The organism is Bradyrhizobium lablabi (assembly GCF_018131005.1).
GTDB classification, from domain to species: domain Bacteria; phylum Pseudomonadota; class Alphaproteobacteria; order Rhizobiales; family Xanthobacteraceae; genus Bradyrhizobium; species Bradyrhizobium lablabi_D.
Genome location: NZ_JAFCJK010000001.1, coordinates 128431 through 149781 on the forward strand (window position 1 = coordinate 128431; position 21351 = coordinate 149781).

Here is a 21351-nt window from a genome sequence, read left to right on the forward strand (position 1 = left end):
TGCTCGGTGCCGGGAGCTTCGCCTCCGGCGTAACGCGGATGTTCCGTGATCCAGGTCAGGTCGTTCTCACCTTCGATGATCTCGCAGTCTTCGGGCGCTTCGCGGCGCGATGATTGTCTCGTACCGCGACCCGGCTGTGCTTCTTCGCCGACAATCCCGCCGTTTGAGTCTTGCCGCCGCGGTGAGCGGCATATTCCTTGCCGTCGGTCGGCGCGAGGTGCGGCGGATCCCTGTTGAGATAGGGGCGCGCTATTCCAAACTCCTTCCCGTGTGCATCGATCCATTTCCAGAGCTTTTCCGAGGACGACCATCGCTCATCGCGCGTCGCGCCGCTGACGCTGACGACATCGGCCGCAAGCCCATGACCGTAGCCGCCGCGGGAGCTGCCGCCATGATACGATCTGTCGCTGGCTGCCTTGAGGCCGCTTGCAATCGATTGACGATAGTCATCGCGGAATGCGCTGGTGATGCCAGGCGACAGGCCGGCCTGCTCCGCCGCGTGGAGCACATGAAACAGCTTCAGCTTGAACCGTCGATCCATGCCCCCGATCACATAGTCAGCCATGGGCATACCAACTCTCGCAGCGGCCTTCGGGTCCTTCCAGGTGAAATCCTGATCGACCAGCCTGGTGAACGTTCTGGTGACGGTCACCATTCTGCCCCTCTTCCTGACTTGCACTTTCCTCTTGTCCTGCACCTTGAGGCTGTCCTCCTTGGGCGTCCGTTGATAGAGCGCCCAGAGGTAGCGGTCGACGCAGACGTCCACGACCCAGCACTCGTCGAGAATTTCGATGGAGCGCACAGGCTCCTTCGCGTCGCGAGCCTGCGGATCTGGCGCGCCTGCTGCCGGCTCTTGCGCGGCTTGCGTTTCCGGCTGCACCACCTGCGCCGGATCGCCCAACGCGGCCTCGACAATCGGCTTTGCCTCGTGCTTGGTCGTGGTGTCGGTATCAGCCACGGTCTCCGGCGCGGCGGTGGTCGCCGGGTCAGCGCTACCGGCGGCGGCGTTGCCGACAGCGGCGCGACCGACATCGACGTTGCTTGAGCCGATTGCCCACGGGGCATCGGGCGACGCGTCGGCGACGACAACCGGAGGCGCCGGCTGCTCGGCGATTGGCGCGCCGGCGTTTTCGAGTCCAGGCGAGCCGAATGCGGCGAGCCAGGCGATAATCCAACTCGGGAAGACGACCGTCCGGCACAAGGCCGTCGCTCCCGTTCGCCGCGCGTTCATCATCCCAGCCTCCAAGGGCTCCCTGGAGCCCGGTTACCCAGCCAAGCATGCGACACGGCGGATTGTGGGTTCAGGATATGGACGCGCAAAGGCGGGAAATGCCGATCAGCAGTCTTTTCAGAAGAGTGTTGCCTGAATGCAACGTGTTAACGAACACGCTCTGATTGAATCTGATTCACGCAGTCGCGAACGTTAACCATAGCGTGTTCAAACGAAGCGAATGCCGGCCGCGTGAAGAAAACGCGTCGAAACAACAATCCAGAGCTTCGGTTCTGATCCCAATCAGAAACCGAAAATGCTCTAAAACAGCGGCGGAACCTGTCCGACCTTGAGCGGCCCGAGAAACACGCCGCCGTCGACGAAGCGCAGCGGGAAGGCGCGTGCCTTCTTGCCCTCGAGCACCGCCTCGGTGCCAAGCGAATTGATGCCGGCGGCGACGCCGGCATTGGCGTTCTGCTTGATCGTCTTGCCAAGCCCCGGGATCATGCGATCCAGCGCGCCGAACAGGTTGCCAATGTCCTGCGTCTTCACGCCCGGCGCAACGCGATCGAGCGTTGCCTGCGGCACGCCCTCCTCCAGCATCTTGTCGATGCCGAGCGCAGGGATCACGCGTTCGATGCCGGCAACCGTCATCTGCAGCTCGCCGTCGATGCGGCCATTGGCGTTGAGCCGCAACGCGCCCGCGGCCACCGAGACGAGATCGCCCTGCTCGATCCGCGACTGCACGATCTCGACGCTGCCGCCGGCAGCCTGGATCTCGCGGAAACGCTCGGGCCACGGCTTTGGCGAAAGATCCTTCAGCCCGGTCAGCCTCGCACGGATATCGGCGTTGAACGGCTGCGCGAGCAGCGGATGAACGTCCTGCAGGCTGCCGCCGGCGATCTGCAGCGCGGTCTCGATCGCCGGGCTGTCCGGAGCCGGCCCGTCGACCTGCCGGCCGTGCAGTTCGACATGGCCGGCGCGCGCAAGCGCGATCGGCGTCGCGCCTCCGATGCGATCGATGGCGAGATCGTCGAACACCAGCGAAGCGCGCTGCGGCACCGCCGGCAGCCCGACGACGCTGCTGCGTCCCTTGCTCCAGTTGATCGACAGCGACGGCGGCGCGCCGCGCTCGGCAAGCGTCGCCGGAGCTCTGAATTCGGCGATCACGAGTTTAGGATCGTAGACCTGCGCCACGACCAGAATCTCGCCGAGCCGCCCGGTGAAGGATGTCTGCGGCGATGCGGTCTGCGAAATCAGCGTGACGCTCGGATCCTCGCAGCGAATTTCGAGTCGGAACGGATAACCCGCGACCGAGCGTTTGCCGCAGTCATAGACCCGGCCGGCCTTCGCCTCCTGGGCGCGCCAGGCGTCGGCCTGCACACCGACCTGGGAGGCGGCATAATACCAGAAACCGCTCCACGCCACGGCCGCGAGGAAGACCAGGACGGGCATGAATAACAGGCCCCAAAGCGAGCGTCGGCGCGGTGTGGAGGTCATATCGGACATGCGGCCTCCTTTGGCGTGCGAATTTGTCAAAAACTAAGCAGCAAAGCGCCCGCATGAGCCGGGAATTCACTTCGCTTCAGCCGCCCGTTCTGCTAGCCCATCACGGCAATGCCAGCAAATCCCTCCGCTTCGGCCGAACTCTCAGACGGCGACCTCTGGGTGTTCGGTTACGGCTCCCTGATGTGGAAGCCGGGATTCGAGTTCATCGAACAGGTGCCGGCGCGGCTGATCGGTGAACACCGCGCGCTTTGCGTTTATTCCTTCGATCACCGCGGCACGCCGGAGAGGCCGGGCCTGGTGCTCGGGCTCGATCGCGGCGGCGCCTGCCGCGGTATCGCGTTTCGCGTCGCGGCCCGTCTTCGCAGCGGCACGATTGACTATCTGCGCTCGCGCGAACAGACCACCAACGTCTATCGCGAAGTGATGCGCTCGGTGTGGCTCGAGAACGAGGCGCGAGAGCGGGTAGCCGCGCTCGCCTACGTGGTCGATCGCGGCCACGTGCAATATGCCGGGCGGCTGTCCTTGTCTGAGCAACTGCGCCTGGTGCAGCAGGGCCATGGCCGCTCCGGCAACAATCGCGACTATGTGCTCTCGACGGTGACGTCGATCGAGAAGCAGGGCTTCCGCGATCCGCAGCTGCATCGCCTTGCGATGATGCTGCACGATGCCGCCCCGCTGCATCGCGAATCCCATCCGGCAAGCGGGGTCGATCGCGCCTGAATCGCGCGCGAAGCGTTAGCTCTTCGCCGGGCTCGGCACCACGCCGAACAACTGCGCCTGCTCGGCGCGCGCCGCCTCGACGATTCGGCCGGTCGCGGTCTCGATCTGGTCGCGCAGGCGATGGAGGAATTCGTCGCGCGGCAATCCCGGCGGCAAGGGATCGAGAAATTCGACCACCAGCGTTCCCGGATAGCGCATGAAGGTGCGGCGCGGCCAGAACAGGCCGGAATTGAGCGCGACCGGCAGGCACGGCACGGCGGTCTCGACATAGATCTGGGCGACGCCGGCCTTGTAGTTCGGCGGCGCGCCGGGCGGCCTCCGCGTGCCTTCAGGGAAGATCACGAGCTGGCGGCCGCGCCGCACTTCGGCGCCTGCCTGCTTCAGCGTCTTGACCAGCGAGCGCGGACCGCCGCCGCGCTCGACCGAGATCATGCCCGCCTTCTTCAGGAACTGGCCGAACACCGGAATCATCATCAGTTCGCGCTTCAGGATGAACAGCGGATGGTCGAAGAAGCGCAGCAGCGCAAAGGTCTCCCACATCGACTGATGCTTGGAGGCGACGACCAGCGCGCCCTTCGGAATCTTCTCGGCGCCGCGGAATTCGACCCTGATGTTGCAGACCACGCGCATCAGGAACAAGCTGATATTCGCCCACGATGCCGCGAGCGCCATCAGCGCGCCGCGCGGCAGCACGAGCGTCGGAATCGCGATGATGCACAGCACCACCAGCACCAGATAGAACAGCAGGTTGAAGACGAGCGAGCGCAGGAAGATCGAAACCATCAACTATACTCTTGTGCATCACACCGTCATTCCGGGGCGATGTGTAACAATTCCCAAAATTGAATGACCTGGCACTGTTACATCTGGCGGGACCTCTCGCAGGGTTCCGCTGGCTTTCGCGGGCGAGTGTCACGTCCCTTGCCCGCCGTGACGGAGGTTAAGCCATGTCGAGGTGCTCGACCCGGACAAGGTGAACGGCCGCTCGTGCTGGCGACGCGGCCGCCGTCAATAGGCCTTGGATTTGAAGGCTGACACTTCACGGGCGGCAGAATAGACCCCGTCGGAATCCGAGATCAAGGGCGACCTTGCCGTGATGCTTCCGGCCCGACGGCCTCAACTCGGAAGCGGCGGATGCTACGATCCAACTCGTGAAAGATCGTTACGGCGACCACGGCAAGGTGCGGTCGCGCGAGGGCAGCCGGATGGCGGACGCCGCCGTTCCCTCTGAAAGCGGGGTGCCACGGTCTTCGGTGACATCCCGCTGTAAGCTTTTGAGCTAGAGGTTGACTCAGACCTGGATCTGACCAAGCTCACCGAACGCGCGTCAGGCACGATCGGGAAGGATGGCACACCCTGCCGGCTATCCCACTATATGTATCTCGCCGAGGTCGGACGCATGCAGGCCCTGCAATGTGATCACCTCGCCGCCCGCCAAGTCCAACTCCAGACCCCCAACCGTGTCACTGAATCCAACCGTTCCCCAACCGGACAGCTGGAGCGTATCTTCCGTCAGATTGAAATCTTTGATGACATCAACACCGGGGCCGTCTGACGTGGCAAAAGAGAAGGTATCGGAACCGGCGCCGCCAGTCAGCGTATCGTTTCCGGAGTTACCATACATCGTATCGTTCCCGTCTCCGCCATCCACGGTGTCGGCGCCTGTGCCGGCCCAGATCAAGTCGATGCCGGCATGTCGTCACCGTCGCCGCCGGAGAGAAAGTCGCTACCGTCGCCACCGTAGAGACCGTCAACGCCGGCCTCGCCATAGAGTGTGTCGTTACCGGCCTCTCCTTGCAGGATGTCGCTGCCGCCGCCGCCCCAGATATGGTCGTCGCCATTGCCGCCCCAGGCCGCTGGGCTCCGGGGCGATGCGAAGCATCGTAACGCCAGATTCCGGATCTGGTGCTGACGCAGCATCCCGGAATGACGGTGCCTGACGCATCAGTTCGCCTGCGCGGTGGCCGGTGGGGGCGGCGCCGGCTCGCCGAGATCGTAGGTCAGGTCGAGACCGGCATCGGCCAGCCTCACCCGCACTTCCGCGGCGACATATTTGGCGTATTCCGATAACAGCAGGCGGAACGTCGCGCCACTCGTCCACCAGGGTTCATCGCGCCATTTGTCGCCGATGACGGAAAATGGAATGAGCGTGACATCAGGCATCGCGTGTGACAGTTCCACGATCGCCCGCGGCATGTGGTAGTTCGATGTCACCACGATCAGCGACTTGAAGCCGCGCTCGCGCACCCAGCGCCGAGTCTGCGCCGCATTGCTCCGGGTGTTGACGGCGGAGTGATCGAGGTCGACGCAGCAGTTTATCAGCCGCTGGCTGTCCGGCAGCGAGCGGGAGATGTCGCTCGCGTCATTGGTCGGATGCACGCCCGAGATCAAGAGCCGCTTGCCATAGCCTGCCGACAGCAGTTCCATCGCATCCGACACACGCGACGAGCCGCCGGTCAGCACCACGATCCCATCCGCATTGCGGGGCGGGCTGACCTCGACGCCGCGCAACTGCGAGAGAAAGCCGACGAAGCCGACCGCCGCGACGACGAAGGCAAGCGCCAGCGAGACCACGACTACCGCGCGCAGCCAGCCCCGGGGCGGCGCGGCACGCCGGTTCGGCGACGTATCGTCGGGCTGCAAACTCATGTGATGCGACTGTCCTTCCCCCAAAACAAGTTTAAGAGCGATTTCGAGCGAAGTGGAGTCCGGTTTTGCGCGACAAATGCAAGCGTTTGCGCGGCGTCAATCGATATCGTCGAGGGTCGCGAACAGGGTGCGCCGCGACGCCCAGGCGGTGATCGCCGCGATCAAGAGCGCCTGCGCCGCGAGCGCCAGATAGCCTGACGGGCGCAGGGAAAATGTGCCGAGCAAGGCCGCGAACTGGTCGCCCACCGGCGTGCCGGAAAACCAGCCGGCGATCGATTCCGAAAACCCGAATGCCAGCATCGCGGCGCCGCCGCCGATCAACCCGCCTTCCAGGCCGAGCATGAGAAAATGCCGCAGGAAGCGGTTGGCGATGTAGCTGTCGCCGGCGCCGACGAAATGCAGCACCTCCACGATCGGGCGGTTTGCCGCCATCGCGCCCCGCGTCGCGAACGACACTGAGATGATGGTGGCGATGATCACCAGGATCAGGATGCCGATGCCGGCGAACACCGTGGCGCCGGACATCGAGCGCATGCGCTCGATCCAGGCGCGGTGATCGTCGACGCTTGCCGTCGGCGCTGCCTGCGTCACCCGCGCGCGGAAGGCGGCGAGATCGAGCGTCGTGCCGGGCTGCACCCGCGCGACGATCACGCGCGGCACCGGCAATTCCTCGATCGAAAGCCCGCTGCCGAGCCAGGGCTCGAGCAGCTTGGCCGACTCCTCCTTGCTGAACGGGCGGACCTGCACGATGCCGGGCTGCGCCCGCATCGCTTCCGCCGCGGCCTGCGCATCGCGATCGATGTCGCGGCCGGCCGAGGGCCGCACCTGGATGGTGATCTCGCTTGCGACTTCCGACTGCCATTCCGCCGCCGACGCGCTCACCAGCAGCACCGTGCCGGTCGTTATCGAGGCGAGGAAGGTCATGATCGCGACCACCGCGACCAGCGCGCGCCCGGAGATCGAGGCGCGCGGCACAATCGGCGACATGTTGCGCGCCTGCGCCGGGACCTGCGGGCGTTCGCGCCCGAGATCCACCAGCGACACCTCGTCCTCGCCGCTCCTACTCATAGATATGCAGCCGTCCCTGATGCAGCACCAGCCGCCGCGCCTCGTACTGATCCATCAGCGTGATATCGTGGGTCGCGATGATGACGGCGGTGCCCGACTTGTTGAGTTCGATGAAGAGCCGCAGCAGCCGCCGCCCAAGCGTCGGATCGACGCTGCCGGTCGGCTCGTCCGCCAGCAGCAAATGCGGCCGCGAGATCACCGCGCGCGCGATCGCGGCGCGCTGCTTCTCGCCGCCCGACAGGATCGGCGGCAGCGCGTCCATACGCTCGCCGAGGCCGACCCATTTCAGGAGGTCGATCACCTCGCGGCGATAGCTCGATTCCTCGCGGCCCATCACGCGGAACGGCAGCGCCACGTTCTCATAGGTCGTCATGTGGTCGAGCAGGCGAAAATCCTGCAGCACGATGCCGATGCGCTTGCGCAGGTCGGCGACCTGATCCTTGCTGAGCAGGGAGACGTCGCGGCCGAACAGATTGACCAGCCCGCGGGTCGGGCGCAGCGACAGGAACAACAACCGCAACAGCGAGGTCTTGCCCGCGCCCGACGGCCCGGTCAGGAATTGGAACGAGTGCGGCGGGATCGCAAAGGAGAGGTCGCGCAAAATCTCCGGGCCGAGCCCGTAGCGCAAACCGACATTTTCGAACCGAACCAAGCGCTAGCTCCGTCCGCGATGGGCCGCAGCCCAAACCCCCGCACCCCCGGCGCGCCGTCCGTTTGGCCGGCTGCGAACCGCACAAAAGGGTTGTGCTTCGGCCATGGTTTCCGATTCGTTAACAGTCGCTCTGTAGCATCCGGGCAAAGACAAGGTGGAGATCGGCTCCATGCACATCGTTTGCCCGCATTGTACAACATCTTACGCCATCAAGGCGGCCACTCTCGGCGAGGCCGGGCGGAGCGTCCGCTGCTGCCGCTGCAAGGAGGTCTGGCTGGCGCGGCCGGAGGATGCGATCGAGGCTGCGGCGGTGCCCGTGCTGGCGGCTGCCGGCGAGTCGGCCGATTGCGACCCCGCCGCCGAATGGGAGACGATGGCGCGCCACGAAGACGCCGAGCAGATCCCACTCGTCGAGAGCCCCTCCATCTCGGCCGATCTGCCCTCCGAGAGCGGCGGGTCGCCGGCGGTCACCCGGCAGGATGCCGAAGTCCAGAGCGCCGACCGGGCCAGGTCTCGCTTCAGGCTGCGGAAGCTATTTCGCCTGCCGTCCGTGCCGCGCATTCGCTTCATGCCCACTGTCGGCGCCCTGCCGACCGCCAGTGCCACGATGGGCGCGCTGATCATCGCGCTCGTGGTCTGGCGCAGCGATGTGGTGCACCTGCTGCCGCAGACCGCGTTATTCTACAGAATGGCCGGTCTCGACGTGAATCTGCGTGGACTGGCGTTCCGGGACGTCAGGATCACCAACGAGACGGTCGACGGCAAGCCGGTGCTGGTGATCGAGGGCGTGATCGTCGGCCAGACCCGCAAGGCGGTCGAACTGCCTCGGCTGCGCTTCTCGGTTCGCGACGCGCAGGGCGCTGAAATCTACGCCTGGAATGCCGTGCTGGAGCAGACAGTGCTCAATCCCGGCGAACGTGCCGTCTTCAAGTCGCGCCTCGCCTCGCCGCCGCCCGAAGGCCGCAATGTCGATGTACGCTTCTTCAACAAATCGGACCTCGCCGGCGGCCACGCCTGAAGCCGGCCTGAGCATCCCCGAACGAACCGAACGTTATGCCGCGTGTCCTGATCGCCGACGATGAAGACTCCGTGCGCACGCTGGTGGCGCGCGCCATCGCCATGGACGGCCACGAGACCGTGACCGCCATTGACGGCGCCGAAGCGCTCGAAGTGCTCGCGCACGAACAGGGCGCGTTCGACCTGCTGCTCACCGACATCCAGATGCCTGTGATGGATGGCATCGCGCTCGCTCTCACCGCAGCGCGGGATTTCCCGGAACTGAAGATCCTGCTGATGACCGGCTTCGCCGATCAGCGCGAACGCGCCTCGGGCCTCAATGCCATCGTGCATGACGTGGTGACGAAGCCGTTCTCGGTGGCGGATATCCGCACCGCGGTTGCGGATGCGCTCACCGCGAGCAAGAACGGGTAATCCTCGAGGACGGCCTGAAGACACCGTTCGCCCCACGCGCCACGCCCCGCGCATGCGGGGCATCCAGTACGCCGCGGCGTCTCGGCTCAATCACATCCGCCTCTGGAATACCCGGTCGCCCGGTCAAGCCGGGCGATGACGGCCTGAGCAGCCGTTGAAACTCAATAATCCTTCAGGAGCCGCTCGATGTAGTCGAGCTCGATCTGGGGCCGCGACGGGTCGGCGAGACGGCGGCGCAGTTCCTCCAGGATCCGGCGCACACGCTGCACGTCGATCTCGCCGGGAATCTTCACGGTGAAATCGTCGCCGAATTCGCGGCCGTGCAAGGGACGCCCAAGCGGGTCGGTCTGGTTGCCACCGCTCTGCTGGCGGCCGACGCGATTGCCGGGACCGTCGCCCATCTGGTCGCCGTCGCCCTGTTGCATGGCCTCCGCGAGGCTCTGGGCACCCTTGCGCAGCGCCTCCAGCGCGCGTCCCTGCGAATCGACGGCGCCATCGGCATTGCCCTCGCCGAGCCGGCCACTGGCATCACCCATCGCGGAATCGGCCTGATCGAGGCCGTCCGCGCCGTCGTCGCCCTGGTCACCCTGCTGGCCTTGCTGACCCTGCTGGCCTTGTTGGCCCTGCTGACCCTGCTGGCCACGTTGGCCTTTCTCACCGCGTTGGCCGGGTCCCATGCCGCGCTTGGCAAGCTCTTCCTGCAGTTTCTTCAGGCGGTCGCGCAGCCCCTCCTGATCCTGCTGCAGGTCGGACATCGACTGGTCGCCCTGCTTGCCGCGCATCCGGTCACGCCTGGAGTCCTGGCCCTGCTTGAAGGTCTTGTCGCGCAATTGCTGCTGCTTGCGGATCATGTCGCCGAGCTCGTTGAGCGCCTGCTCCATGTCGTCGTCGCCGTTCTGGCCGGGCTGCGCCATTTGCAGGTTTTCCAGCATCTGCTGCATCTGTTCGAGCAGTTGCCTGGCGGCATCCTTGTCGCCGGAGCGCGACAGCCGCTCCATGCGGTCGAGCATGTTCTTCAGATCCTGCTGGCTCAGCACCCGCGTATTCGGATCGAGCGGTCGGGCAAGCTGCTGCGGATTGTTGCGGAACTGCTCGGTGAGCTGGCGCAGGAAATTGTCCAGCGCCGCGCGCAGATTCTCGGTGAGCTTCTTGATCTCCTCGTCGCTCGCCCCGCGCTCGAGCGCCTGCTTGAGCGCGTCCTGCGCCGCGCGCAGCGCCTTGTCGACGTCGGTGATGTTGCCATCCTCGATGGTGACGGCGAGCGCCCAGAGGCTGGCGACGACCTCGCGCAACTGGTCGTCGGTGCGCGCCGCCTCGAGCTGTCGGCTCACGCTGTGGAGACCGAGATAGTAACCGGCTTCCGGCGTGAACAACTCCGGCGCGATCATCAGCGCATCGAGCGCAGCGAACACCTGCGAGTTCTGGTTGGCATCGAGCGCAAGGATGCGGCGCTGCTCGATCAGCGCGCGTGCCAGCGGCTTGGTGAACAGCCGCTCGGGCAGGTGCATGTTGAACGGTTCGCTCTTGCCCTCGTTGCCAGCCTCGTCCTTCGCGGTCAGCGTCAGCGTCACGTCGGCGCCGGCATAGGGGTCTTCGCTCAAATCCTTCACGGTCTGGCCGACGCCGTTGCGGGTGCGCGCATTGGGCAGCACCAGCGGGAACTGTGGCGGATCAAACAGCGGACGAGCTTGCGCGGCCTTGGCGCTGTCGCCTGCCGGATCCTTCGGTGTCTCGCTCGGGCGGGCCGCAAACTGCGCGCGCGCTTCGGTGACGCCGTAATCGTCCTCGAGCTTGTACGACATCTGGAGCGAGCCGCGTGCCTGCCGCTCCGGATTCTTGGCCAGCGCGATGCTCGGAGGCCGGTCCGGGGTCGCGGCGAACTTCCACACGGGCTGGCCGGCCGGTGCGCGGACATGCGCGGTACCGTCGCTCGCGATCTTGAAATGGCGTTCGTTGGTGCCCTTCGGCGCCTGCTCGGCGGCCGCGACCTCGGTGACGCCGCCGCCGACCACGACGTCGATTGTACCGCCGCTGGAGCGCACCAGGAGCGCACTGCCCGCGGGAACCGCCAGCGGTCCGGCGTCGGCCGCCGCGGCCTCCCGGTTCGCGTTGGACAGGATGATCGGCGGCTTGCCGGTGTAGTTCGGCGGCGTCACCCAGGCATCCACCCGGATGTTGGCCGGCGCCATGATGCCGTTCCAATCGAAGGCCGACGCGATGCGCAGGCCGCGCTCGTCGCCGGCCGCGACATAGGTCGCGACCATCATCACGATAACCAGCGCGCGCAACGCCCAGGGATCGTGGATCGAGAGTCGCGGCGAAGGCAGGCCGGCGCGGATGCGCTTGATCGAGGCCAGCGTGCGTTCGCGCTGGGCCTGCCACAACGCCCGTGCGAACGGATCCTTCGTGGCGAGCGTGTCGGCGAGCGCGGTGGCCGGGCGATGACGGATTCCGGTGCCGCGGTCGAGCCGGCTGAGGCCCTCCTCACGGGTCGGCCAGCGAAAGCGGACGATCGGCAATAGCGCCGCGACCGCGCCAAGCGCGAACAGCGCAGCGCCGCCCACGCGTCCGGCAAACGGCAGCACCAGCCACAGTCCGGCCCATGATGCGACCAGGAACAGGCCGACGACCGTGAGGAACCGCGCCAGATGCGGCCAGGCCCGTTCCCACGCGATCGCGTATCTTGCCCGCTGCAGAGCCTGCGTCAGTCTCAGCCGCGCGATCGCATCGCCGTCGAGCGCAGGCCGTGACGAATTCTCGGACGGGTCGAAATTGGCGCCGCTCAAAAAAATCTCCGGGTTGCCGGTAGATGAGCCTAGCACGGTGGCGGCCGTGAGGCATCCGTTTCAGGACGTAACCCACACCGGGAAATACGCATAGCACGAAGGAGTGACTGCGACCTTTCGGCCCCGTAACGTGCCCCCCGAACCATTACCTAAACACATGAGGAAAAATCATGGACCAGAAGACGCATGACAAGGGGCTGGAAATCCGCAAAGCGGTGCTCGGGGAGGCCTATGTCAACAATGCCCTGAAGAACTCTGACAGCTTCAACAAGCCGTTCCAGGAACTCGTCACGGAGTATTGCTGGGGCGCCGTGTGGGGCCGTGAGGAACTGCCGCGCAAGACCCGCAGCATGCTCAACCTCGCCATGATCTCGATCCTGAACCGGCCGCACGAATTGAAGGCGCACATCAAGGGCGCGCTGACCAACGGCGTGAGCCGCGACGAAATCCGCGAGATATTCATGCAGGTTTCGATCTATGCCGGCATCCCCGCCGGCGTCGACAGCTTCCGCATCGCGCGCGAGGTGTTCGCCGAACTCGACAAGTGAGGCGGCTCGCCAGCCGGCCAAAGCTATCATTGCGAGCGCACCGACGTCATCCATAGTTCCGCAAGCTGGAACATGGACCGCTCCGGCGCTTCGCGTCTTGCAATGACGAAATGGAAGGAAAACGGACCATGGAAATCGGATTCATCGGTCTCGGGAAGATGGGCTTCCCGATGGCGCGCCGGCTGATCGAGGCCGGACATCAATTGATCGTGTTCGATACGCGAAAGGACGCCGTCGACAGGCTCGTCGCGCTCGGCGCGCAGGCTGGCTCATCTCCGAAGGACATCGCCGACCGCGTCGAGACCGTGATGGCGAGCCTGCCCTCGCTCCAGGCCTCGCTCGAGGTTGCGACCGGCGCCGGCGGCGTGATCGAGGGCAAGCGCGCAAAGCGCTTCATCGATCTCTCCACTGTCGGCTCGCAGATGGCGGTGAAGATTCACGACCTGCTCGCAAGGCACAACATCGTGCAGATCGACAGTCCCGTCTCCGGCGGCGTCGGCGGCGCGGAGAAGGGCACGCTGGCGGTGATGGTGTCGGGGCCGAAGGCCGATTTCGAGCTGGTGAAACCCGCGCTCGACGTGATCGGCAAGGTGTTCTTCATCGGCACCAAGCCCGGTTCCGGCCAAACCATGAAGCTCGCCAACAATTTCCTCTCGGCGACCGCGATGGTCGCGACCTCGGAAGCCGTCGTGATGGGCGTCAAGTCGGGGCTTGATCCCGCGGTGATGATCGACGTCATCAACGCAGGCTCGGGACTGAACACGGCGAGCCGCGACAAATTTCCCCGTTCGGTGCTGCCGCGCAGTTTCGACTTCGGCTTCGCCACCGGATTGATGGTGAAGGACGTCCGCCTCGCACTCGACGAAATGAAGTCGCTGGGGCTCTCGATGGAAGTCGCCGAAGCGGTCGGCCGGCTCTGGGAAGTCATCATCCGCGACGAGGGCGCGGAATCCGACTTCACCGCCGCAATCAAGCCGATCGAGAAGGCCGCAGGCGTGATCGTCGGCGGGGGTGTTAAGGGCAGTCACGCCGCAAAGTAGACGCTATCTCGGCTTGCTTGCCGGGATCGCCTCTTTCCCTGCGGAGAGGCGGGAGTCTGCCGCAACGATCTCCGTACGAACTACTGGAAGCCCATCAGAGCCACGGCGCCGGCTTGTCCATCGCAATCAGCGCGTCGGCATCGATACGCGGGCGAATCACTGCGTATTGATCGTCCTTGACCAGCACTTCCGGGATCAGCGGCCGCGTGTTGTAGGTGCCGGACTGCACCGCGCCATAGGCGCCGGCGGTCATGATCGCCAGCAGATCGCCGGCCTTGGGCTCGGGCAGCGAGCGCTCGAGCGCGAGATAGTCGCCGGTCTCGCAGACCGGGCCGACCACGTCGGCAACGATGGTCGGCGCGCCCTTCGCTGGCTCGCGGACGGCCAGGATGTCATGATGGGCCTCGTACAGCGTCGGCCGGATCAAATCGTTCATCGCAGCGTCGATGATGACGAAGTTCTTGGCATCGCCCGGCTTCACGTAGATCACGCGGGTGACGAGAATGCCGGCATTGCCGACGATCATGCGGCCCGGCTCGAACATCAGCGTGCAGCCGAGATTATGCGTCACGCGCTTGACCATCGCGGCATAGGCGTCGGGCGCGGGCGGCGCCGCGCGGTCCATGTAATAGGGGATGCCGAGGCCGCCGCCGAAGTCGATATGCGAGATGGTGTGCCCGTCGGCACGCAGCGTCTGCACGAATTCGGCGAGGATGCGGAACGCAGTCTCCATGCGGCTGAGATCGGTGATCTGGCTGCCGATATGCATGTCGGTGCCGGTGACCTCAATGCCCGGCAGCTTCGCCGCGCGGGCATAGACCTCGCGCGCGCGGGCAATGGGAATTCCGAACTTGTTCTCGGACTTGCCGGTCGAGATCTTCGCATGCGTGCCGGCATCGACATCGGGATTGACGCGCACCGAGATGCGCGCCGTCTTGCCCATTTCGACCGCGAGCCGCGACAGCAGCACGAGCTCCGGCTCGGATTCGACGTTGATGCAGAGGATGTCGGCCGCAAGCGCGGCGCGCAACTCGGCCTCGGTCTTGCCGACGCCGGAGAACAGGATCTTCGAGGGTGCGATGCCGGCGGCCAGCGCCCGCTTCAACTCGCCGCCAGACACCACGTCAGCGCCGGCGCCGAGCCTGGCCAGCGTACGCAACACCGACTGGTTGGAATTGGCCTTCAGCGCGTAGCAGATGACGGTCTTTTCGCCGGCAAAGGCTTCGCTGAAGACGCGGTAGTGGCGCTCCAGCGTCGCAGTCGAATAGCAATAGAACGGCGTGCCGACGGCGTCCGCGATCTCAACGAGATTGACCGCCTCGGCGTGCAGCACGCCGTTGCGATAGTCGAAATGGTTCATGGCACGCTTTAACTACTAATTGCCGAGCAGCGGATCGAGGATAAAGGATTTCTTGCCGCCCTTCGGCGCGGCCGGGCCGCCCTCCGCTCCATAGGTCGGATCGAACAGGCTCGGCTGCGCCGCGCGCTCGGCGTCCGTATCGCGGCCTGCCTGCGCCGGCGGCACGGCGTTCGATGCCGTCGGCGGCAGATCGAGCGGTCCCTTGCGGCCGCAGCCGGCCAACGCGAGCGCGGCGGCGCCCAGCACAATGATCGCCCATCCCGACGGGGTCAGGCTGTTCTTGCTCGTCACGTCGAAATCCCCAATGCGGGCCGCACCATACAAAGATTGCCACGCTCTGGCGAGAGCCGGGCGTCGCTGAAATGACAGCGAAATTTCTCGCTCAGCCCAATTTTCGCTCTTTTTCCAGCCGCCTGGCCCAGACCTTGGCCTGGGCCATCACGTTCTTCGGCGCGGTGCCGCCGAAGCTCGTCCGACTCTTCACCGAAGATTCGACCGACAGCACTTTCAGCGCGTCAGCGCTGATTCGGGGCTCGACCTCCTGCATGGCCTTCAGCGGCAGTTCGTGCAGCGCCACTCCCTCTTTCGAGGCCAGAGCGACAATACGCCCGGTAACGTGGTGGGCGTCGCGGAACGGCATTTTCAGCGTCCGCACCAGCCAGTCGGCGAGATCGGTCGCGGTGGCATAGCCTTCGCCGGCGGCAGCTTTCATGCGTGCCTCGTCCGGCACGATGTCCTCGACCATGCCGGTCATGGCGCGGATCGCGAGAGACAGCGCGGCGAAGGCTTCCATCGCGCCCTGCTTGTCCTCCTGCATGTCCTTTTGATAGGCGAGCGGCAGGCCCTTCATCACGATCAAGAGCGCGGTGAGCGCGCCGATGACGCGGCCGGTCTTGGCGCGCACCAGTTCCGCCGCGTCCGGGTTGCGCTTCTGCGGCATGATCGACGAGCCGGTGGTGAACTTGTCACTGAGCCGGACGAGCCCGATCAGGGGCGAGGTCCAGACCACGATTTCCTCGGCAAACCGCGACAGGTGCACCGCCGTGATCGCGGCCGCCGACAATGTCTCCAGCACGAAGTCGCGGTCGGACACTGCGTCCAGCGAATTGGCCATCGGGCGGTCGAAGCCGAGCGCCTTGGCCGTGGCGGCACGGTCGATCGGGAACGAGGTGCCGGCAAGCGCGGCCGCGCCGAGCGGCGATTCGTTCAACCGCCTGCGCGCATCGGCAAAGCGGCCGCGGTCGCGGCCGGCCATCTCGACATAGGCAAGCAGATGATGGCCGAACGTCACCGGCTGCGCGGTCTGCAGATGGGTGAAGCCCGGCATCACGGTCCCCGCATGCTCCAGTGCGCGGGCGACCAGCGCCTGCTGGAAGTCGGCCAGCGCCGCATCCGTTGCGTCGATCGTGTCGCGGACATAGAGGCGGAAGTCGGTCGCGACCTGGTCGTTGCGCGAGCGCGCGGTGTGCAGACGCCCTGCGGCGGGCCCGATCAGTTCGGACAGCCGGCTCTCGACGTTCATATGGATGTCTTCGAGCGCACGCTTGAAGTCGAAATCGCCCTTGCCGATCTCTGACAAAATCGTGTCTAGACCTTTACCGATATTTTTCGCATCACCTGCGGTGATGATGCCTTGGGCGGCCAACATGGCCGCGTGGGCCTTGGACGCGGCGATGTCCTGGGCATAGAGGTGGCGATCGACATCGATGGAGACGTTGATTTCCTCCATGATCGCGTCGGGACGCTCCGAGAACCGGCCACCCCACATCTTGTTGCTCATGACTTCTCGCTCACAACTTCGTATTTCAAGCTTGCCGTTTCTCGCCGGGATCGGCGAAACAGCACGGCGGTTCCAACCGTAATAGTCGCACTGCATAGCCATATCTGACCCAGGATGACAAACGATATGCCCGAAACGACCCCGCCGAAGGCGACCTCCATGCGCCGCATTCCGCTCGTCGTCGGCGCGGTCCTGGTCGGAGCCGTGATCGGCTATGTCGGGGTCTCCAATTTCAAGCGTCCTGGCGCTGGCGACGTCGGCTGCAACGGAGCGGTGGATCTGGCCAGGAAAATTGCCCCGCTGGCGCATGGCGAGGTCGCGGCGTTGACCATGGCCACCAAGCCCCTGCAACTGCCGGACCTCGCCTTCGAGGACGGCGACGGCAAGCCGAGAAAGCTTTCGGACTGGCGCGGCAAGACAGTCCTGGTGAACCTCTGGGCGACCTGGTGCGTGCCCTGCCGCAAGGAAATGCCGGCTCTCGACAGCCTGCAGACCAAGCTCGGCGGCAAGGACTTCGAGGTGGTTGCGATCAACATCGACACCCGCGACCCCGACAAGCCGAGAAACTTCCTGAAAGAGGCCAATCTGACCAATCTCGGTTACTTCACCGACCAGAAAGCCAAGGTTTTTCAGGAACTTAAAAACATCGGAAAGGCGCTCGGCATGCCCACCTCGGTGCTGGTCGACGGCAAGGGCTGCGAAATCGCGAGCCTCGCCGGACCCGCGGAATGGGCCAGCGACGATGCTCTAAAGCTGGTCAAGGCGGTGGTGCAGCCGGCCGCGGCGGGATCTTAGGCGACGAGGTTGACGTTGCCGCCGACGCCGGGGCCAAGATTGGCGGTCGAAGGTGTCCCGAGCAGGGTCTGAACCGCGAACTTTTCGGCATCCGCGTTCTGTTTCAAAATCGTGGTCCCGATCTGGCTTTGCAGATTTCCCTGCTGCATCGACAGGATGCTTGTGGCCATGCTCACGGTGTCCATAGGCGTACTCCCAATTGCGGGGGCACCTTAGGCCGCGGGAGTTAACGAAAGGTAGGGTGGGAGAGGCGAAGCAGCCTTCCAGAGAGCAGCTTCACCTTGCGAAAGCGCCCGCGCTCACCGTGTCGGAACCGGCTTCTCGCCGCGATAGTCGTAGAAGCCGCGCTGGGCTTTGCGCCCAAGCCAGCCGGCCTCGACATATTTCACCAGTAGCGGGCACGGCCGGTATTTGGAGTCGGCAAGTCCCTCGTGCAGCACCTGCATGATCGACAGGCAGGTGTCCAGGCCGATGAAATCGGCGAGCTCAAGCGGTCCCATCGGGTGGTGCGCGCCGAGCTTCATCGCCGCGTCGATGGCCTCGACATTGCCGACGCCTTCGTAGAGCGTGTAGATCGCCTCGTTGATCATCGGCAGCAGGATGCGGTTGACGATGAAGGCAGGAAAGTCCTCGGAGACGGCGACCTGCTTGCCGAGCTTGCCGACGAACGCCTTGGCGGTGTCGAAGGTCAAGTCGTCGGTGGCGATGCCGCGGATCAGCTCCACCAGCTCCATCACCGGTACCGGATTCATGAAATGAATGCCGATAAAGCGTTCGGGGCGGTCGGTCGACGCCGCGAGGCGCGTAATCGATATCGACGAGGTGTTGGACGCGACGATCGCCTCGGGCTTCAGCACCGCGCAGAGATCGTGAAAGATCTTGCGCTTGGTTTCTTCCTTCTCGACCGCCGTCTCGATCACGATATCGCAGTCCGCCAGCGCGTCCAGTGCGGCCGCGGAGCTGATGCGATCCAGCGCCTGCTTGCGATCACCGTCGCTGATGGTCTTCTTCGAGACCTGGCGCGTCAGATTGCCGTTGATGGTCGCCAATGCCGACTTCAGCCGGTCCTCGGACACATCGTTGAGCACCACATCGAAGCCCGCCAGCGCCGCCACATGCGCAATGCCGTTGCCCATCTGGCCCGAACCGATCACGCCGACTTTCTTGATTGCCACCGTCATCTTGCCATCCACCGGAACGGCGCGCACACCGCGCCTGCCCAATTCCAACGATACCCGAAAGCGCGGTCTTCCGGGCGCCCTATTCACCGGAAAAATGCCCCTCAATGGTAACGACACCGGCCGGAGCTTATCCATTCGGCCGGCGTCTTGTCGCTCACTTTTACTTTCCGAGCTTGCCGAGCGCCTCGGTCAGCTCCGGAACCGCTTGGTAGAGGTCTGCGACCAGGCCGTAATCGGCAACCTGGAAGATCGGCGCGTCCTCATCCTTGTTGATGGCGACGATGACCTTGGAGTCCTTCATGCCGGCCAGATGCTGGATCGCGCCGGAAATGCCGACCGCAACGTAGAGTTCCGGGGCCACCACCTTGCCGGTCTGGCCGACCTGCCAGTCGTTCGGCGCATAGCCGGCATCCACTGCCGCGCGCGACGCGCCGACGCCGGCGCCGAGCTTGTCGGCGAGCGGTTCGATGTATTTCGCAAAATTCTCCCGGCTCTGCATCGCACGGCCACCCGAGACGATGATTTTTGCGGACGTCAGCTCTGGACGGTCGCTCTTGGCGACTTCTTCGCCGACGAACGTGGAGAGGCCGGGATCGGCTGCCGCCGCCGCGGTCTCGACCGCCGCGCTGCCCCCCTCGCCGGCCGCGGCGAAGGTCGAGGTGCGCACGGTGATGACTTTCTTGGCGTCCTTCGACTTCACGGTCTGGATCGCGTTGCCGGCATAGATCGGCCGCTCGAAGGTGTCGGGCGCGACCACCTTGATGATCTCGGACACCTGCATGACGTCGAGCAGGGCGGCGACACGTGGCATCACGTTCTTGAAGCGGGAGGTCGCTGGCGCGACGAAGGCGTCATAGGCGGGCGCGAGCGCCACGATCAGCGCGGCGAGCGGTTCGGCGAGGTCGTGAGCATAGGCCTCGCCCTCGGCGACCAGCACCTTCTTCACGCCATTGAGCTTGGCGGCAGCCTCGGCAGCCGCCTTGGTGCCCTGGCCGCCGCCGGCGACCAGCACATGCACGTCGCCGCCGAGCTGGCTTGCCGCAGTGAGTGCCTTGTTGGTGGAGTCCTTGAGGACCTCGTGCTCGTGTTCGGCAATCAACAGCGTCGTCATCAGAGAACCCCGGCTTCGGTCTTGAGCTTGGAAACGAGTTCGGCGACGTCCTTGACCTTGACGCCCGCGTTGCGGCCTGCCGGTTCCGACGTTTTCAAGATCTCCAAATGCGGCGTGAGATCGACGCCGTAGTCGGAAGCCGCCTTGTCGTCGATCGGCTTCTTCTTCGCCTTCATGATGTTGGGCAACGACGCGTAGCGCGGCTCGTTGAGGCGCAGGTCGGTGGTGACGATCGCCGGCCCCTTGAGCTTGAGCGTTTGCAGACCGCCATCGACTTCACGCGTGACCTTGAAATCGGAACCATCAACCTCAAGCTTCGAGGCAAAGGTCGCCTGCGACCAACCGAGCAGCGCGGCCAGCATCTGGCCGGTCTGGTTGGAGTCGTCGTCAATCGCCTGCTTGCCGAGGATGACGAGGCCGGGCTTCTCCGCCTCGACCACCGACTTCAGGATTTTGGCAACCGCGAGCGGCTCCACATTGCCTTCGGCCTTGACGAGGATGCCGCGGTCGGCGCCCATCGCGAGTCCGGTGCGGATGGTCTCCGAGGCCTGCGCGGGTCCAATCGACACCACCACCACTTCGGTCGCCTTGCCGGCCTCCTTGAGCCGCAGCGCTTCCTCGACGGCGATTTCGTCGAACGGGTTCATCGACATCTTGACGTTGGCAAGCTCAACGCCCGATCCGTCGCTCTTGACGCGGACCTTGACGTTGTAGTCGACGACCCGCTTTACCGGCACAAGAACCTTCATCGATCTTCTTTCGCTTTGATTTTGTGGGTTTCGGTTGGCTGGCGCGGAACCTAAAGGTCCCGCTAACCCCGGTCAACGCGCGAACGCCAAAAAACGCCTCCCTGGATTTCACGCAGTCTAGCGGTTCTGGCCGGGCACCCACAACACGTCTCCGGCGCCCTTGTTGTTTTGAAAGCGGCTGCCGACGAACAGGAAATCCGACAGGCGGTTCATATACTGGATGCCAGCCGCGTTGACCGGTTCGCCGGGCCGGGCAGCGAGTTCCACCATCATCCGTTCCGCTCGGCGGCATATCGTGCGCGCGAGATGCAGATATGCGGAGGCGGGCGTGCCGCCAGGCAGAACGAACGAGGTCAGCGGCGCAAGCTGGTCGTTCAGGTGGTCGATGTCGCGCTCGAGACGCTCGACCTGGCTCGCCAGCATCCGCAAGCGCTCCGCCTTGCCTTCGCGCTCGGGCACCGCGAGGTCGGCGCCAAGATCGAACAGATCGTTCTGGATCCGGCCGAGCATGGCATCTAGCTCGGGGCTGCCGGCCAGATGCAGCCGCGCCACGCCGATCGCGGCATTGGTCTCGTCGACCGTGCCGTAGGCGGCGACGCGCAGATCGTATTTCGGGCGGCGCTCGCCCGAGCCGAGCGCCGTGGTGCCGTCGTCGCCGGTGCGGGTGTAGATCCGATTGAGAACGACCATGTTCAGCTCCGGCGTTCGATAACACCTCTCGCACAGGGAGAGGTCGCGAGCATCGTGCGAGCGGGTGAGGAG

Annotated in this window: 23 protein-coding genes; 6 read left to right on the forward strand and 17 right to left on the reverse strand. The window is 65.0% G+C overall.

Translation table 11 applies throughout. The features are described from left to right. Positions 1 to 55: 55 nt before the first annotated feature. Positions 56 to 1231 carry a peptidase M15 gene (locus JQ553_RS00595; RefSeq protein WP_409363012.1) on the reverse strand — a complete coding sequence of 392 codons (1176 nt, stop codon included), beginning with the start codon at positions 1229 to 1231 and terminating at the stop codon, positions 56 to 58. A 300-nt stretch (positions 1232 to 1531) separates the two neighbouring features. Then, complete coding sequence (locus JQ553_RS00600) at positions 1532 to 2719, reverse strand: DUF2125 domain-containing protein (RefSeq protein WP_212497946.1); 1188 nt, start codon at positions 2717 to 2719, stop codon at positions 1532 to 1534. 108 nt (positions 2720 to 2827) lie between these two features. Here JQ553_RS00600 and JQ553_RS00605 point away from each other — a divergent pair, with 108 nt between their 5' ends. Beyond that, positions 2828 to 3439: a gamma-glutamylcyclotransferase gene (locus JQ553_RS00605; protein ID WP_212497947.1), complete on the forward strand. Its 612-nt coding sequence runs from the start codon at positions 2828 to 2830 to the stop codon at positions 3437 to 3439. Positions 3440 to 3454: 15 nt separating this feature from the next. On the opposite strand, the gene JQ553_RS00610 is transcribed toward JQ553_RS00605, so the two are convergent. From JQ553_RS00610 to ftsE, 6 genes are all read right to left on the reverse strand, one after another. Then, positions 3455 to 4222 (reverse strand): 1-acyl-sn-glycerol-3-phosphate acyltransferase, encoded by a 768-nt coding sequence (locus tag JQ553_RS00610; protein WP_212497948.1) that lies wholly within the window; start codon positions 4220 to 4222, stop codon positions 3455 to 3457. Between the two features lie 580 nt (positions 4223 to 4802). Next, positions 4803 to 5090 carry a hypothetical protein gene (locus tag JQ553_RS00615; protein ID WP_312015088.1) on the reverse strand — a complete coding sequence of 96 codons (288 nt, stop codon included), beginning with the start codon at positions 5088 to 5090 and terminating at the stop codon, positions 4803 to 4805. 26 nt (positions 5091 to 5116) lie between these two features. Then, entirely contained in the window at positions 5117 to 5359 is a 243-nt protein-coding gene (locus JQ553_RS00620) for a hypothetical protein (protein ID WP_212497950.1), read from the reverse strand. 24 nt (positions 5360 to 5383) lie between these two features. Next, positions 5384 to 6088, reverse strand: coding sequence for a YdcF family protein (locus JQ553_RS00625; RefSeq protein ID WP_212497951.1), 705 nt, complete (start codon positions 6086 to 6088; stop codon positions 5384 to 5386). A gap of 96 nt (positions 6089 to 6184) precedes the next feature. Then, the gene (locus JQ553_RS00630; RefSeq protein ID WP_212497952.1) at positions 6185 to 7156 is read right to left on the reverse strand and encodes an ABC transporter permease; all 972 of its coding nucleotides are present in this window, start codon (positions 7154 to 7156) and stop codon (positions 6185 to 6187) included. Next, a complete protein-coding gene (gene ftsE, locus JQ553_RS00635) occupies positions 7149 to 7808 on the reverse strand; it encodes a cell division ATP-binding protein FtsE (RefSeq protein WP_212497953.1) in 660 nt (219 codons plus the stop codon). The genes JQ553_RS00630 and ftsE overlap by 8 nt, the downstream gene beginning before the upstream one ends. Before the next feature lie 169 nt (positions 7809 to 7977). Here ftsE and JQ553_RS00640 point away from each other — a divergent pair, with 169 nt between their 5' ends. Together JQ553_RS00640 and JQ553_RS00645 are read left to right on the forward strand one after the other, a co-directional pair. After that, positions 7978 to 8826, forward strand: coding sequence for an MJ0042-type zinc finger domain-containing protein (locus JQ553_RS00640; protein WP_212497954.1), 849 nt, complete (start codon positions 7978 to 7980; stop codon positions 8824 to 8826). A gap of 35 nt (positions 8827 to 8861) precedes the next feature. Then, entirely contained in the window at positions 8862 to 9239 is a 378-nt protein-coding gene (locus tag JQ553_RS00645) for a response regulator (RefSeq protein WP_212497955.1), read from the forward strand. A 161-nt stretch (positions 9240 to 9400) separates the two neighbouring features. Here JQ553_RS00645 and JQ553_RS00650 read toward each other — a convergent pair whose 3' ends face one another. Further along, complete coding sequence (locus JQ553_RS00650; RefSeq protein ID WP_212497956.1) at positions 9401 to 12025, reverse strand: TIGR02302 family protein; 2625 nt, start codon at positions 12023 to 12025, stop codon at positions 9401 to 9403. Positions 12026 to 12195: 170 nt separating this feature from the next. Here JQ553_RS00650 and JQ553_RS00655 point away from each other — a divergent pair, with 170 nt between their 5' ends. Both JQ553_RS00655 and JQ553_RS00660 read left to right on the forward strand, forming a co-directional pair. After that, positions 12196 to 12573, forward strand: a complete 378-nt coding sequence (locus JQ553_RS00655) for a carboxymuconolactone decarboxylase family protein (protein WP_212497957.1) — start codon at positions 12196 to 12198, stop codon at positions 12571 to 12573. A gap of 128 nt (positions 12574 to 12701) precedes the next feature. Beyond that, positions 12702 to 13613 carry an NAD(P)-dependent oxidoreductase gene (locus JQ553_RS00660; RefSeq protein ID WP_212497958.1) on the forward strand — a complete coding sequence of 304 codons (912 nt, stop codon included), beginning with the start codon at positions 12702 to 12704 and terminating at the stop codon, positions 13611 to 13613. 94 nt (positions 13614 to 13707) lie between these two features. On the opposite strand, the gene lysA is transcribed toward JQ553_RS00660, so the two are convergent. The 3 genes from lysA to argH form a co-directional block, all read right to left on the reverse strand. After that, a complete protein-coding gene (gene lysA / locus JQ553_RS00665) occupies positions 13708 to 14973 on the reverse strand; it encodes a diaminopimelate decarboxylase (protein WP_212497959.1) in 1266 nt (421 codons plus the stop codon). Positions 14974 to 14988: 15 nt separating this feature from the next. Then, entirely contained in the window at positions 14989 to 15264 is a 276-nt protein-coding gene (gene lptM / locus JQ553_RS00670; RefSeq protein ID WP_212497960.1) for an LPS translocon maturation chaperone LptM, read from the reverse strand. Between the two features lie 91 nt (positions 15265 to 15355). After that, complete coding sequence (gene argH / locus JQ553_RS00675; protein ID WP_212497961.1) at positions 15356 to 16753, reverse strand: argininosuccinate lyase; 1398 nt, start codon at positions 16751 to 16753, stop codon at positions 15356 to 15358. 126 nt (positions 16754 to 16879) lie between these two features. On the opposite strand from argH, the gene tlpA reads away from it, so the two are divergent. Further along, positions 16880 to 17548 carry a thiol:disulfide interchange protein TlpA gene (gene tlpA, locus JQ553_RS00680; protein ID WP_212497962.1) on the forward strand — a complete coding sequence of 223 codons (669 nt, stop codon included), beginning with the start codon at positions 16880 to 16882 and terminating at the stop codon, positions 17546 to 17548. Here tlpA and JQ553_RS00685 read toward each other — a convergent pair. The 5 genes from JQ553_RS00685 to JQ553_RS00705 form a co-directional block, all read right to left on the reverse strand. Then, positions 17545 to 17718 carry a putative motility protein gene (locus tag JQ553_RS00685; protein ID WP_409363013.1) on the reverse strand — a complete coding sequence of 58 codons (174 nt, stop codon included), beginning with the start codon at positions 17716 to 17718 and terminating at the stop codon, positions 17545 to 17547. The genes tlpA and JQ553_RS00685 overlap by 4 nt on opposite strands. 129 nt (positions 17719 to 17847) lie before the next feature. Beyond that, positions 17848 to 18729, reverse strand: a complete 882-nt coding sequence (locus JQ553_RS00690; protein WP_212497964.1) for a 3-hydroxybutyryl-CoA dehydrogenase — start codon at positions 18727 to 18729, stop codon at positions 17848 to 17850. A 160-nt stretch (positions 18730 to 18889) separates the two neighbouring features. Further along, on the reverse strand, positions 18890 to 19840 hold the full coding sequence (locus JQ553_RS00695; protein ID WP_212497965.1) for an electron transfer flavoprotein subunit alpha/FixB family protein: 951 nt from the start codon (positions 19838 to 19840) through the stop codon (positions 18890 to 18892). Continuing rightward, a complete protein-coding gene (locus tag JQ553_RS00700; protein ID WP_212497966.1) occupies positions 19840 to 20589 on the reverse strand; it encodes an electron transfer flavoprotein subunit beta/FixA family protein in 750 nt (249 codons plus the stop codon). Before JQ553_RS00700 ends, JQ553_RS00695 begins: the two co-directional genes overlap by 1 nt. A 117-nt stretch (positions 20590 to 20706) precedes the next feature. After that, positions 20707 to 21279 (reverse strand): cob(I)yrinic acid a,c-diamide adenosyltransferase, encoded by a 573-nt coding sequence (locus JQ553_RS00705; RefSeq protein ID WP_212497967.1) that lies wholly within the window; start codon positions 21277 to 21279, stop codon positions 20707 to 20709. Positions 21280 to 21351: the final 72 nt, after the last annotated feature.

What these genes read in the sequence shown, in the direction of transcription:
- JQ553_RS00690 (WP_212497964.1), bottom strand. Translation starts at nt 18,729, where the DNA reads ATGACGGTGGCAATCAAGAAAGTCGGCGTGATCGGTTCGGGCCAGATG.
- JQ553_RS00655 (WP_212497957.1), top strand. Translation starts at nt 12,196, where the DNA reads ATGGACCAGAAGACGCATGACAAGGGGCTGGAAATCCGCAAAGCGGTG.
- JQ553_RS00620 (WP_212497950.1), bottom strand. Translation starts at nt 5,359, where the DNA reads ATGCTGCGTCAGCACCAGATCCGGAATCTGGCGTTACGATGCTTCGCA.
- JQ553_RS00610 (WP_212497948.1), bottom strand. Translation starts at nt 4,222, where the DNA reads ATGGTTTCGATCTTCCTGCGCTCGCTCGTCTTCAACCTGCTGTTCTAT.
- JQ553_RS00685 (WP_409363013.1), bottom strand. Translation starts at nt 17,718, where the DNA reads ATGGCCACAAGCATCCTGTCGATGCAGCAGGGAAATCTGCAAAGCCAG.
- tlpA (WP_212497962.1), top strand. Translation starts at nt 16,880, where the DNA reads ATGCCCGAAACGACCCCGCCGAAGGCGACCTCCATGCGCCGCATTCCG.
- JQ553_RS00625 (WP_212497951.1), bottom strand. Translation starts at nt 6,088, where the DNA reads ATGAGTTTGCAGCCCGACGATACGTCGCCGAACCGGCGTGCCGCGCCG.
- JQ553_RS00640 (WP_212497954.1), top strand. Translation starts at nt 7,978, where the DNA reads ATGCACATCGTTTGCCCGCATTGTACAACATCTTACGCCATCAAGGCG.
- JQ553_RS00700 (WP_212497966.1), bottom strand. Translation starts at nt 20,589, where the DNA reads ATGAAGGTTCTTGTGCCGGTAAAGCGGGTCGTCGACTACAACGTCAAG.
- JQ553_RS00660 (WP_212497958.1), top strand. Translation starts at nt 12,702, where the DNA reads ATGGAAATCGGATTCATCGGTCTCGGGAAGATGGGCTTCCCGATGGCG.
- lysA (WP_212497959.1), bottom strand. Translation starts at nt 14,973, where the DNA reads ATGAACCATTTCGACTATCGCAACGGCGTGCTGCACGCCGAGGCGGTC.
- JQ553_RS00605 (WP_212497947.1), top strand. Translation starts at nt 2,828, where the DNA reads ATGCCAGCAAATCCCTCCGCTTCGGCCGAACTCTCAGACGGCGACCTC.
- JQ553_RS00630 (WP_212497952.1), bottom strand. Translation starts at nt 7,156, where the DNA reads ATGAGTAGGAGCGGCGAGGACGAGGTGTCGCTGGTGGATCTCGGGCGC.
- JQ553_RS00695 (WP_212497965.1), bottom strand. Translation starts at nt 19,840, where the DNA reads ATGACGACGCTGTTGATTGCCGAACACGAGCACGAGGTCCTCAAGGAC.
- JQ553_RS00600 (WP_212497946.1), bottom strand. Translation starts at nt 2,719, where the DNA reads ATGTCCGATATGACCTCCACACCGCGCCGACGCTCGCTTTGGGGCCTG.
- JQ553_RS00595 (WP_409363012.1), bottom strand. Translation starts at nt 1,231, where the DNA reads ATGAACGCGCGGCGAACGGGAGCGACGGCCTTGTGCCGGACGGTCGTC.
- JQ553_RS00705 (WP_212497967.1), bottom strand. Translation starts at nt 21,279, where the DNA reads ATGGTCGTTCTCAATCGGATCTACACCCGCACCGGCGACGACGGCACC.
- argH (WP_212497961.1), bottom strand. Translation starts at nt 16,753, where the DNA reads ATGAGCAACAAGATGTGGGGTGGCCGGTTCTCGGAGCGTCCCGACGCG.
- JQ553_RS00645 (WP_212497955.1), top strand. Translation starts at nt 8,862, where the DNA reads ATGCCGCGTGTCCTGATCGCCGACGATGAAGACTCCGTGCGCACGCTG.